Origin of the sequence: Streptomyces sp. CA-146814, assembly GCF_050942385.1 — a bacterium.
Lineage (GTDB): Bacteria > Actinomycetota > Actinomycetes > Streptomycetales > Streptomycetaceae > Streptomyces.
The window spans coordinates 1,516,155-1,528,000 of record NZ_CP192068.1 but is presented as its reverse complement, the minus strand read 5'-3'; the positions used below and the strand labels follow the sequence as shown (position 1 = coordinate 1,528,000).

Annotated in this window: 12 protein-coding genes; 11 read left to right on the top strand and 1 reads right to left on the bottom strand. The window is 74.4% G+C overall.

The features are described from left to right. Positions 1-6: 6 nt before the first annotated feature. The 7 genes from hisH (at position 7) to ACQP09_RS06735 (ending at position 8,001) form a co-directional block, all read left to right on the top strand. Positions 7-648, top strand: a complete 642-nt coding sequence (gene hisH, locus ACQP09_RS06765) for an imidazole glycerol phosphate synthase subunit HisH (RefSeq protein WP_433396743.1) — start codon at positions 7-9, stop codon at positions 646-648. Then, complete coding sequence (priA, locus tag ACQP09_RS06760) at positions 648-1,373, top strand: bifunctional 1-(5-phosphoribosyl)-5-((5-phosphoribosylamino)methylideneamino)imidazole-4-carboxamide isomerase/phosphoribosylanthranilate isomerase PriA (protein ID WP_018512033.1); 726 nt, start codon at positions 648-650, stop codon at positions 1,371-1,373. Before hisH ends, priA begins: the two co-directional genes overlap by 1 nt. Next, a complete protein-coding gene (locus tag ACQP09_RS06755) occupies positions 1,370-1,777 on the top strand; it encodes a RidA family protein (RefSeq protein WP_433396740.1) in 408 nt (135 codons plus the stop codon). The genes priA and ACQP09_RS06755 overlap by 4 nt, the downstream gene beginning before the upstream one ends. After that, entirely contained in the window at positions 1,774-2,529 is a 756-nt protein-coding gene (hisF, locus tag ACQP09_RS06750) for an imidazole glycerol phosphate synthase subunit HisF (protein WP_151512858.1), read from the top strand. Before ACQP09_RS06755 ends, hisF begins: the two co-directional genes overlap by 4 nt. A 204-nt stretch (positions 2,530-2,733) precedes the next feature. Then, positions 2,734-3,654 (top strand): bis(hydroxyethyl) terephthalate hydrolase, encoded by a 921-nt coding sequence (gene bdeA, locus ACQP09_RS06745; protein ID WP_433396738.1) that lies wholly within the window; start codon positions 2,734-2,736, stop codon positions 3,652-3,654. Positions 3,655-3,797: 143 nt separating this feature from the next. Then, the gene (locus tag ACQP09_RS06740; protein ID WP_433396736.1) at positions 3,798-6,497 is read left to right on the top strand and encodes a LuxR C-terminal-related transcriptional regulator; all 2,700 of its coding nucleotides are present in this window, start codon (positions 3,798-3,800) and stop codon (positions 6,495-6,497) included. A gap of 118 nt (positions 6,498-6,615) precedes the next feature. Continuing rightward, positions 6,616-8,001, top strand: a complete 1,386-nt coding sequence (locus ACQP09_RS06735) for a PucR family transcriptional regulator (RefSeq protein WP_433396734.1) — start codon at positions 6,616-6,618, stop codon at positions 7,999-8,001. Positions 8,002-8,006: 5 nt separating this feature from the next. Here ACQP09_RS06735 and ACQP09_RS06730 read toward each other — a convergent pair whose 3' ends face one another. Next, complete coding sequence (locus ACQP09_RS06730; protein ID WP_433396732.1) at positions 8,007-8,639, bottom strand: TIGR03085 family metal-binding protein; 633 nt, start codon at positions 8,637-8,639, stop codon at positions 8,007-8,009. A gap of 84 nt (positions 8,640-8,723) precedes the next feature. Between ACQP09_RS06730 and hisI the strand changes: the two genes are divergently transcribed. The 4 genes from hisI (at position 8,724) to ACQP09_RS06710 (ending at position 11,687) form a co-directional block, all read left to right on the top strand. Beyond that, positions 8,724-9,104 (top strand): phosphoribosyl-AMP cyclohydrolase, encoded by a 381-nt coding sequence (gene hisI / locus ACQP09_RS06725; protein WP_433396730.1) that lies wholly within the window; start codon positions 8,724-8,726, stop codon positions 9,102-9,104. 9 nt (positions 9,105-9,113) lie between these two features. After that, positions 9,114-10,607 (top strand): anthranilate synthase component I, encoded by a 1,494-nt coding sequence (locus tag ACQP09_RS06720; RefSeq protein WP_433396729.1) that lies wholly within the window; start codon positions 9,114-9,116, stop codon positions 10,605-10,607. A gap of 14 nt (positions 10,608-10,621) precedes the next feature. Next, positions 10,622-11,299: a TIGR02234 family membrane protein gene (locus tag ACQP09_RS06715; protein WP_433396727.1), complete on the top strand. Its 678-nt coding sequence runs from the start codon at positions 10,622-10,624 to the stop codon at positions 11,297-11,299. Between the two features lie 136 nt (positions 11,300-11,435). Then, positions 11,436-11,687 (top strand): HGxxPAAW family protein, encoded by a 252-nt coding sequence (locus ACQP09_RS06710; RefSeq protein ID WP_432148105.1) that lies wholly within the window; start codon positions 11,436-11,438, stop codon positions 11,685-11,687. Positions 11,688-11,846: the final 159 nt, after the last annotated feature.

The window sequence follows — 11,846 nt, the reverse complement described above, 5'->3', positions numbered from 1 at the left end:
CGCACCATGACCGACACCAAGAAGGTCGTCGTCTTCGACTACGGCTTCGGCAACGTCCGCTCCGCCGAACGCGCTCTCGCCCGCGTCGGCGCGGACGTCGAGATCACCCGTGACTTCGACCGCGCGATGAACGCCGACGGGCTCCTCGTCCCCGGCGTCGGCGCGTTCTCCGCCTGCATGGAGGGGCTGAAGCGGGCCCGCGGCGACTGGATCGTGGGCCGCAGGCTCTCCGGCGGCCGCCCGGTGATGGGCATCTGCGTCGGGATGCAGATCCTCTTCGAGCGGGGCATCGAGCACGGCGTGGAGACCGAGGGCCTGGACGAATGGCCCGGTACGGTCGGCCCGCTGAAGGCGGATGTCGTCCCGCACATGGGCTGGAACACCGTGGACGCCCCCGAGGACTCCCGGCTCTTCGCCGGCCTGGACGCCGAGGCCCGCTACTACTTCGTGCACTCCTACGCGGCGCACGACTGGTCCCTCGAAGTCACCAACGCCAAGATCCGTGCGCCCAAGGTCACCTGGGCCACGCACGGCGAACGGTTCGTGGCCGCCGTGGAGAACGGCGCGCTGTGGGCCACCCAGTTCCACCCCGAGAAGTCCGGCGATGCCGGCGCCCAGCTGCTGACCAACTGGATCGAGACGCTGTAATGCCGAAGCTTGAACTGCTCCCCGCCGTCGACGTCCGTGACGGCCAGGCCGTCCGCCTCGTCCACGGCGAGTCCGGCTCCGAGACCTCCTACGGCTCCCCGCTGGAGGCCGCCCTCGCCTGGCAGTCCGCCGGCGCCGAGTGGCTGCACCTCGTCGACCTGGACGCCGCCTTCGGCACCGGTGACAACCGGGACCTGATCGCCGAGGTCGCCGGGGCCATGGACATCAAGGTGGAGCTCTCCGGCGGCATCCGCGACGACGCCTCGCTCGCCGCCGCCCTCGCCACCGGCTGCCGCCGCGTCAACCTCGGCACCGCCGCCCTGGAGACCCCCGAGTGGGTCGCCAAGGTCATCGCCGAGCACGGCGACAAGATCGCCGTCGGCCTCGACGTCCGGGGCACCACCCTGCGCGGCCGCGGCTGGACCCGCGACGGCGGCGACCTCTACGAGACCCTCGCCCGCCTCGACGCCGAGGGCTGCGCGCGGTACGTCGTCACCGACATCGCCAAGGACGGCACCCTCCAGGGCCCCAACCTCGGCCTCCTGCGCGACGTCTGCGCCGTCACCGACCGCCCGGTCGTCGCCTCCGGCGGCGTCTCCTCGCTCGCCGACCTCCGCGCCATCTCGCTCCTCGTCCCCGAAGGCGTCGAGGGCGCGATCGTCGGCAAGGCGCTGTACGCGAAGGAGTTCACGCTGGAAGAGGCGCTGAAGGCGGTCGCCGCATGAGCGATGCCGCCACCTCCGTACGCCGGATCTCCACCGGCGCCCCCTGGGAGGAGAAGTTCGGCTACTCGCGCGCGGTCGAACTCCCCAACGGCCTCGTCCTGGTGGCCGGCTGCACCTCCGTGATCAACGGCGAGATCGCCGCCGGCTCCCCGTACGAGCAGGCGATCACCGCCTTCGACGTCGCCTTCGCCGCGCTGGAGCAGGTCGGCCTCGGCCGCGAGGACGTCGTCCGCACCCGGATGTACCTCACGCACGCCCGGGACGTGGAGGACATCGGCCGCGCCCACAAGGAGCTGTTCGACGCGGTACGCCCCGCCGCCTCCATGATCATCGTGTCCGGGTTCGTCGACCCGAGCCTGGTCGTCGAGGTCGAGATCGAGGCCTACCGAGGAGGCGCGAAGTGACGCTCGCCGTACGGGTCATCCCCTGCCTGGACGTCGACAACGGCCGGGTCGTCAAGGGTGTCAACTTCCAGAACCTGCGCGACGCGGGCGACCCCGTCGAGATGGCCAAGCTGTACGACGCCGAGGGCGCGGACGAGCTGACCTTCCTGGACATCACCGCCTCCAGCGGCGACCGCGAGACGACGTACGACGTGGTCCGCCGCACGGCGGAGCAGGTCTTCATCCCGCTCACCGTCGGCGGCGGCGTCCGCACCCCCGACGACGTGGACAAGCTGCTGCGCGCCGGAGCGGACAAGGTCGGCGTCAACACCGCCGCCATCGCCCGCCCCGACCTCATCCGCGAGATCGCCGAACGCTTCGGCCGCCAGGTCCTGGTGCTCTCGGTCGACGCCCGCCGCACCCCGGAGGGCACCTTCGAGGTCACCACCCACGGCGGCCGCAAGGGCACCGGCATCGACGCCGTCGAGTGGGCGCACCGCGCCGCCGAGCTGGGCGCGGGCGAGATCCTGCTCAACTCGATGGACGCGGACGGCACGAAGGACGGCTACGACACCGAGATGATCGAGGCGGTACGGAAGCACGTGACCGTCCCCGTCATCGCCTCCGGCGGCGCGGGCCGCCTCGCCGACTTCGCCCCGGCCATCGAGGCGGGCGCGGACGCGGTGCTGGCCGCGTCGGTGTTCCACTTCGGCGACCTGCGGATCTCGCAGGTGAAGGACGCGCTGCGGGAAGCGGGACAGCCGGTCCGCTGAGCACCTAAGGAGCTGAGGCGGTATCACCGGTCCGCGAAGACCGGTGATACCGCCGATGCGTGCGCACGGGACGCACCGTGAGAGTGGCGACCGCCGACGAACGACGACGGCAGCCACGCGGCGCACCCCGACAGCCCCCGGACGACGGGCTCATGGGCCTCCGCGTGGTGTGGTTCCCCCCGCCACCACCGAGAGGATCCCCCCGTGCAGCAGCACCTCCTCGCACGCCGACAGGCCCCACGCCCGAGCCGCTTCCCCACCCTCACCGGTTTCGTGACCGCCGCGGCCACCGCCGGCCTCCTGCTGACCGGCCTGGCACCCGGCGCCCAGGCCGTCGCCGCCAACCCCTACGAGCGCGGCCCGGCCCCCACCAACGCCTCCATCGAGGCCAGCCGCGGCTCGTACGCCACCTCCCAGACCTCCGTCTCCTCGCTCGCCGTGAGCGGATTCGGCGGCGGCACGATCTACTACCCGACCTCCACCGCCGACGGCACCTTCGGCGCGGTCGTCATCTCGCCCGGGTTCACCGCCTACCAGTCCTCCATCGCCTGGCTCGGCCCACGCCTGGCGTCCCAGGGCTTCGTGGTCTTCACCATCGACACCAACACCACCCTCGACCAGCCCGACAGCCGGGGCCGCCAACTCCTCTCCGCGCTGGACTACCTGACCCAGCGCAGCTCGGTACGGACCCGGGTCGACGCGAGCCGGCTCGGTGTGATGGGCCACTCGATGGGCGGCGGCGGCTCGCTGGAGGCCGCCAAGAGCCGTACGTCGTTGAAGGCGGCCATCCCGCTGACCGGCTGGAACACCGACAAGACCTGGCCCGAACTCCGCACGCCCACCCTGGTGGTGGGAGCGGACGGCGACACGGTGGCCCCGGTCGCCTCGCACTCCGAGCCGTTCTACCAGTCGCTGCCCGGGTCGCTGGACAAGGCGTACCTGGAGCTGCGGGGCGCCTCGCACTTCACGCCCAACTCGTCCAACACCACGATCGCCAAGTACAGCCTTTCGTGGCTGAAGCGCTTCATCGACAACGACACCCGCTACGAGCAGTTCCTCTGCCCGATCCCGCGGCCGAGCCTCACCATCGCGGAGTACCGGGGCACCTGCCCGCACACGTCGTAGACCCGCGCACGTCCTGGAAAGGCTCCTTCCGGCGGCTCCGGTGCTGTGCCCGCGCACAGCACCGGAGCCGTTCGGCTGGGAGCCCGCACCGCTGACCGGACGCGCGCCTTCCTCCGTCGGTGGGGCGACCGTACCGTGCCGATGTGACCCCATCGACGACCGTGCGCAGTCCGCTCCGGCTGTACGGCCGCAGCGGTGAACTCGCCATCCTGGAAGGCTTTTTGGCGCGGCTGTGGCAGGGGGACGGCAGCGCTCTCGTGCTGGCGGCACCGCCCGGCCTCGGCCGCACCGCACTGCTCCACGAAGCGGCCGCCGCGCACCGCCCCCGGGGCCCGGTGCTGCACGCGGACGGACGCGGCCTGCCGGCCCCCGAGGCGCTGCGCGAACTGGCCGCCGGGCGCCCCCTGCTGGTCTGCGCCGACGACGCCCACACCTGGGGCCGGGCCTCCCGCACGGCCCTCATCTCCGCGGCCCGCGGCCTCGACGCGGGCAGCCGGGCGGCCGTCCTGATCACGGCGGACGACGGCCCCGCCTTCGCCGGACTGCCCGCACTCCGGCTCGGCCCACTGGACGAGGACGCCTCGGCGGCGCTGCTGGACCGGCTGACCGGAAGTGCGGAGGAGCGCCCCTGCGGCGCGCCAGGTGCTTTCAGCGGTACGGAGGGACTCGACCCGGTCGTCCGCGCCGAGCTCCTCCGGGAGGCGGCCGGCAACCCGCGTCTCCTCACCGCGCTCACCGGCCGCCTCACCCCGGACCAGCTCGCCGGGCGTACTCCGCTGCCGTGTCCGCTGCCCGGCGCCGAGGGCGTGCTGGCCGCGCACGCGGACCGGCTCGACGGGCTCCCGGCGCACACCAGGGCGCTGCTCCTCCTTGCCGCCGCCGCCCAGGAGCACGAGCCCGCCGGCGCCGGGGCGGACGCGTTGCTCCTGTTGCGCGCCGGCACCCGGACCGGGCTGCCCCGGGACTTCCTGGACGGCGTCCTGTTCGGCTCGGCCGCCACCGAGGGGTTCCTCCAACGGGCGGGCAGCCGGGTCCACTTCAGCCACCCGCTGGACGCCCGCGCGGTCCTGCACCACGCCTCACCCGCCTGCCGCCGAGCCGCCCACGAGCTGCTCGCCGCGTTGCTGGCGGAGACCGGGGGCCATCGCGTCCCCCTCGCCTCCCTCGTCCAGCTCTCCTGCGCCGCCTCCGGCCCGGACCACGCGCTCGCCGCCCGCCTGGAGGCCGCCGCGACCTCCCCGTACCCCCACGCCCAGCGCTCCTCGGCCCTCGCCCGTGCCGCTGCCCTCGCCGTCGACCAGCCCCTGCGCTCGGCCCGGTTCGCGGCGGCGGCCGAGCAGGCGGCCCTCTCCGGTGACCCGGCCCTCGCGCGCGCCCTGCTGGCCCGGACCGGTCCCTCCGCGGGCGAGCCCCGCCACGGCCTCGCCCCGTACGTCCACGGCCTGCTCGCCCTGCGCACCGGGCCCGCCGCCGACGCTCACGAAGCCCTCCTCGCCGCAGCCGAACTGCTCGGCCCGTACGACCCCCGGCGGGCCCTCGACGCCCTCGTCGGTGCGGCGGAGGCGGCCTGGGTGATGGGCGACGCGGCCGGTTACCTGGAGGCCATGGCGCGCGTCGAGCCGGACCCGTACGACCGTGTGTCCGCCGCCTATCGGGCCGGGATGTGCGCGGTGCTCGCCGGACGTACGGCGGCGGGGCACGCGCTGCTCCGCCAGTGCCTCGACCCGGTGGACCCGGCACCCGCCGCCCTCCTCCGCGCCGGAGTCGCCGCGCTCGTCCTCGGGGAGGTCGCCGTCGCCTGCCGGACCGGGGCGCGGGCGCTCGCCGCCGTACGGGCCAAGGGGCCCGACGCCCTGCTGCCGCAGGCGCTGGAGCACCTCGCCTACGCCGAGCTGCGGGCCGGGCGCCACGCCGCCGCCCGCGCCCATGCGCTGGAAGGGCTGCACGCGGCACGCCGTACCGGGCAGCCCAACAGCTCCGTCCACCTCCACGCCGTCCTCGCGCTCGCCGCCTCCGTGGAAGGGCCCGCCGAGGCCTGCGCCGCCCACAGCGACGCCGCACTGGCCGGTGCGGGACCGCACGGGCTCGCCCAGGCCGCCACCCTCGCCACCTGGGCCCGGGCCCGCGCCGATCTGGCCGCCGGGCGCTCCGACGAGGCCGCCGCCCGGCTCGGACCGCTGGTGCGCCCCGGGCCACGGCAAGGCCACTTCGCCGCCCGGATGCTCGCCGTGCCCTGCTATGTCGAGGCCGCCGTCCTCGGCGGAAGAGGAGGGGAGGAGGCCGGCGAACTCCGCGCCGCCGTGGCCGAGTTCGCCCGGTGGACCACCCGGACCACCGACCCTCAGGCCCCCGCCCAACTGGCCCGCTGCCGCGCCCTGCTGGCACCGGCGGAGGAGGCCGACGCCCGGTACGCGGAGGCCCTGGCCCACCACGACCGGGCCGGCGGCGACTTCGAACGGGCCCGCACCCAGCTCCTGTACGGGCAGTGGCTGCGCCGCCGCCGACGTACCCGCGAGGCCCGCACCCCGCTGCGCGACGCCCTGGTCGCCTTCCAGCGCTGCTCGGCCCGCGCGTGGGCGGAGCGGGCGGCCGGGGAGTTACGGGCGGCGGGGGAGCAGGGCCCGTCGGTGCGGCCCGCCGCGGGCGATGTGCTCTCCGCCCTCACCCCGCAGCAGCAGCGCATCGCCCGCTGCGTCGCCGAGGGAGCCACCAACCGCGAGGTCGCGCTCCGGCTCTCGCTCAGCCCGCGCACGGTCGACCACCACCTGCGCAACGTCTTCGCCGCCCTCGCCATCCGCTCCCGCACCGAACTGGCCCGGCTGCTGGGTCCCGAGGACCCGTGAAGGCCGGTGGTTGCGAGACCGTGATGACAAGTTCCGCGCAGACCCCTAGGTACCGACCGGGCGGTATGCCATTCTGCGGGCGTCAGGATCGCCCGGTCGATCTCCGGTGGAGGCCGCCATGCCACAGGTCGTACGTCCTCGGTTCGCGGTGCTGCACGGCACCCACCCCGCGGCGCCGTTGCCCCAGCGCTTCCGTTCCCTGGCCGACCGCGAAGCCGTCGAGGTGCTGCACCGGGCCGCCCGGGTCCTCGTCGCCTCGCTCCCGGTCCTCACCGACCGGCTGGTCGAGGCCCTGTACGAACAGGAGCCCGGCTACCGCGCGGCCATCGACTCCGACCGCGCCGAGGTCTGGCAGGAGGTCCACCACTCGCTGCGCCACAACGTCGGCTCGCTCCTCCAGCCCAAGGAGTTCCGCGACGCCGCCCACCGCACCTCCCGCTGGATCGGCGAGATCCGTGCCGGACAGGGCGTACCGCTCGACGCCGTCCTGCACGCCTTCCGGATGGGCGGCGCGATGGTCTGGCAGGACCTGGTGGACGAGACGGCCCGCCGCGACCCCGACGACGTACGGCTGCTCGTCCATGTCGCCGCCGACGTGTGGAACTTCGTCGACGAGCACTGCGGGATCGTCGCGGACGCCTACCGGCAGGCCGAGCGGCGGCTCTCCTGGCGGCGCGAGAACCAGCAGCGGCTGATGATCGCGGCCCTGCTCGACGGGACCGCCCGGATCGCGGACCTCTGCGAGGCGGCGGCGATGCTGGGGCTGCCGGAGCAGGGCCGGTACGCCGTCCTCGCGGTGGCCTCCGTACGATCCGGCGGACCGCAGCAGCCGGCCCCTGCCCGGCCACGGGTGACCCTGCCGGCCGCGCTGCCACCGGGCGCAGCCCCGCCCGGGGCACCGGACGCGGGACCGGACGGGCCCCCGTACGCGGCACCGGACGGGCCCCCGTACGCGGCCCCCGCCACCCCCCTCTGGCACACCGGACCCGACGCCGAGTTCGCCATCCTCCGGCTCACCGGCGAACCGGGCGACCCCGGCGAGCTGCGCGCCATCGCCGCCGCCCTGGACGCCCCCGCCGGCACCCGGACCGGCATCGGCTCCGCCGTCGACGGCCTGGCCGCCCTCGGCGACGCCCGGAGGCTGGCGGAGACCGCCCTGCGCGCCTGCCCGGCCTCCGGGGGCACCGTCGTACTCGACGAGCACCTCCCGGACGCCCTCGTCGTCTCGTCCCCGGCCCTCGGTTCCGTCCTCGCCGACCGGGTGCTCGGCCCGCTGGACCGGCTGGACCCCTCGGACCGGGACGTCATCCTGGAGACCCTGACCGCCTGGCTGGACGCGGACGGCTCGGCGCAGCGGGCGGGTGCGCGGCTCTACTGCCACCGCAACACCGTCCTCAACCGGCTCCGCCGCTTCGAACAGCTCACCGGCCGCTGCCTCACCCGCCCCCGCGACGCCGTGGAGGTCTCCCTCGCCCTGGCGGCCCGGCGGCTGCTGGGCGGGTAGCGGGACTACATCCCCAGCTCCGCCCGGTGCAGCCGGTCCACCGCCTCCTTCTCGCCCTCCACCTGCACGTCCGCCGTGTCCTGCCGGCCGAACGCGAACAGCAGCAGCTCCGCGGGCTCCCCGGTCACCGTCACCACCGGGGTGCCCTTGTGGGCCACCGCCGTCCGGCCGTCCGGGCGGCGCAGCACGAGCCCCACCGGGGACTTGCGCCCCAGCATCCGGGAGGTCTTCTCGGTGTGCGACCAGAGCACATCGGCGAAGACCGGGTCCAGCTCGCGCCGGGACCAGTCCGGCTGGGCCCGGCGTACGTCCTCCGCGTGCACGAAGAACTCCACCGTGTTCGCCGCCTCGTCGATCTGCTTGAGGGACATCGGCGAGAACCGGGGCGGGCCGGTCCGGATCAGCTGGATCAGCTCCTCGTACGGCTTCGCCGCGAACTCGGCCTGCACCCGATCGAGACGGTTCTTCAGCGCGGAGATCAGCAGCCCGCCCGCCGCGTCGGCGCGGCGCTCACGGACCACCACATGGGCCGCCAGATCGCGGGTCTTCCAGCCCCCGCACAGCGTCGGGGCCTCGGGGCCGGCCGCTTCCAACAGATCGGCGAGCAGAAGACGTTCACGCTTCGCATGGGTCGACATGCCCGCCAGCGTACGACCGTCACCCGTGGTCCGCCCAGTGGACGTCCGCCCGGAGACCGGTCGCGGCCACGGCACAATGGGCCCATGACCAGCACGCCCGGCCCCACACCGCCCGCCAGCAGCCTCGATCCCGCCATCGCCGCCCGCCTCAAGCGCGGCGCCGACGGTCTGGTCCCGGCCATCGCCCAGCAGTACGACACCGGCGAGGTGCTGATGCTCGGCTGGATGGACGACGAGGCGCTGCACCGCACCCTCACCACGGGCCGGGCCACCTACTGGTCGCGCAGCCGCCAGGAGTACTGGGTCAAGGGCGACACCTCCGGCCACATCCAGCGGGTGAAGGCCGTCGCGCTGGACTGCGACGCCGACACCGTGCTGGTCAAGGTCGACCAGACGGGCGCCGCCTGCCACACCGGCGACCGCACCTGCTTCGACGCCGACGTCCTCACCCTCCTCGACAGCTAAGGTCCGGCCATGGATCTCGACACCTTCCGCAAGCTGGCCGTCGACCGGCGCGTCGTCCCTGTCAGCCGCCGCCTCCTCGCGGACGGCGACACCCCGGTCGGCCTGTACCGCAAGCTCGCCGCCGAGCGCACCGGCACCTTCCTGCTGGAGTCCGCGGAGAACGGCCGCACCTGGTCGCGCTACTCCTTCATCGGCGTACGCAGCGACGCCACCCTCACCGCCCGCGACGGCGCGGCCCACTGGCTCGGCACCCCGCCCGTCGGCGTCCCCGTCGACGGCGACCCGCTCGACGCCCTGCGCGCCACCGTCGAGACCCTGCACACCCCGCGCGACCTGGTGAGCGACCTGGGCCTGCCGCCGTTCACCGGCGGCATGGTCGGCTACCTCGGCTACGACGTCGTCCGCCGCCTGGAGAAGATCGGCGAGCACGGCGGCGACGACCTGAAGCTGCCCGAGCTGACCATGCTCCTCACCTCGGACCTCGCCGTCCTCGACCACCAGAACGGCACCGTCCTGCTGATCGCCAACGCGATCAACCACAACGACCTCTCCACGGGCGTCGACGAGGCGTACGCGGACGCCGTCGCCCGGCTCGACGCGATGGAGCAGGACCTGCGCCGCCCGGTCGAGAACGCCCCCGCCGTTCTCCCGCCGTCCGAGCTGCCGCCGTACACCGCGCTCTGGGGCGGCGAGGCCTACCAGGAGGCCGTCGAGGACATCAAGGAGCGCATCCGCGCCGGCGAAGCCTTCCAGGTGGTCCCCTCCCAGCGCTTCGAGACCCCGTGCACCGCGAGCGCCCTGGACGTCTACCGGGTGCTGCGGGCCACCAACCCGTCCCCGTACATGTACCTCTTCCGCTTCGACGGGTTCGACGTCGTCGGCTCCAGCCCCGAGGCCCTCGTCAAGGTCGAGGACGGCCGAGCGATGGTCCACCCGATCGCCGGGACCCGGCACCGCGGCGCCACCCCGCAGGAGGACCAGGCGCTCGCCGAGGAGCTGCTCGCCGACCCCAAGGAGCGTGCCGAGCACCTCATGCTCGTCGACCTCGGCCGCAACGACCTGGGCCGGGTCTGCGAACCGGGCAGCGTGGAGGTCGTCGACTTCATGTCGATCGAGCGGTACTCCCACGTGATGCACATCGTCTCCACCGTCACCGGCCGCGTCACCGAGGACCGCACCGCCTTCGACGTCCTCACCGCCTGCTTCCCCGCCGGCACCCTCTCCGGCGCCCCCAAGCCCCGCGCCATGCAGATCATCGAGGAGCTGGAGCCGAGCCGGCGCGGACTGTACGGAGGCTGCGTCGGCTATCTCGACTTCGCCGGGGACTCCGACACCGCCATCGCCATCCGCACCGCGCTGCTGCGCGACGGTACGGCGTACGTGCAGGCGGGCGCCGGTGTCGTCGCGGACTCGGACCCGGTCGCGGAGGACACCGAGTGCCGCAACAAGGCCGCCGCCGTCCTGCGCGCGGTCCATACGGCCAACCGGCTCCACGACCGCTGAGGCGGTAGGGGATAGTGGAACGCGTGAGTGCTGTTCCCGTACCCCAGCCCCGTACCGACACCGCCGACCCCGCGCCCGACTCCCCGGCCGACTCCTCGGACGGCCGGGGCGGCCGCCGGTCCCTCGCGGCCGGACTGTTCCTGGGCGCGGCCGGTGCGACCGTCGTCCTCCTGGCCTCCGGCCAGATCTGGGCCGAGGGCCGCGCGGCCACCGGCGGCGGCGCCCTGCCGCTGACCGCCGACGGCCGGGACGTCACCGGCGCCCCGGCCGCCCTGGCGATCGTCGGCCTGGCCGCCCTCGTCGCCGTCTTCGCCGTCCGCGGCGCGGGCCGCCGCCTCGTCGCCGCCCTGCTCGCCCTCAGCGGCCTCGGGGCCGCGCTCAGCGCCTGGGCGGGCGCCTCCGACAGCTCGGCCCTCGACGAGCAGGCCGCCCGCACCACCGGCGACACGGCCGCCACCATCGACGCCCTCACCCACACCGCCTGGCCGTACGTCACCGCCGCCGGGGGCCTGCTGATCCTGCTCGCCGGGCTGCTCGCCCTCCGCTTCGGCAGCCGCTGGCCCACGATGTCGGGCCGGTACGAACGCGACGGCACCCCGCGCCCCCGCAAGGCGCCCCGCACCGCCCCGGACCCGGACCGGCCCGAGGAGCTGTGGAAGGCCCTGGACCGCGGCGAGGACCCGACAGGCTGAACGCCGGACGAGGGTGGACCCCCGGCGTACCCCCGGTGCTCCCGTACGGGACAATGGAGGGGAGCCGTCCCCCGAGCGACAGCTGCAGCGACACCCACCGCGATACCCACTGCGCAACATCAACAAGGAGCAACTCATGGCGGGCACGAGCCACGGACACACCCCGGCCGCCTGGACCGGTGTCATCATCGCCTTCATCGGCTTCTGCGTCGCCGGCGTCTTCATGGTCGCGGCCAACCCGCTCGGCTTCTGGGCCGGTATCGCCGTCATCTTCGCCGGTGGCGTCGTCGGTTACGCCATGAGGCTGGCCGGCCTCGGCATGCCGAAGGAGTCCGCCGAGCTGGTGGAGGCCCGGGCGCGCGCCGGAGAGGCCCAGGTCTCCCACTGACCGGCGCGGCCGACACGCAGCAAGGCGCAGCCCCGGGTGGGCTGCGCCTTTCCGTATGACCGGCGACAATCACCGGGTGGACGCCACCCCGAACCCGCCGCTGAAGCCCGAAGCCGAGCCCGAGGGCGTCGGCCCCTGGAACATGCCGCTGACGGTCTG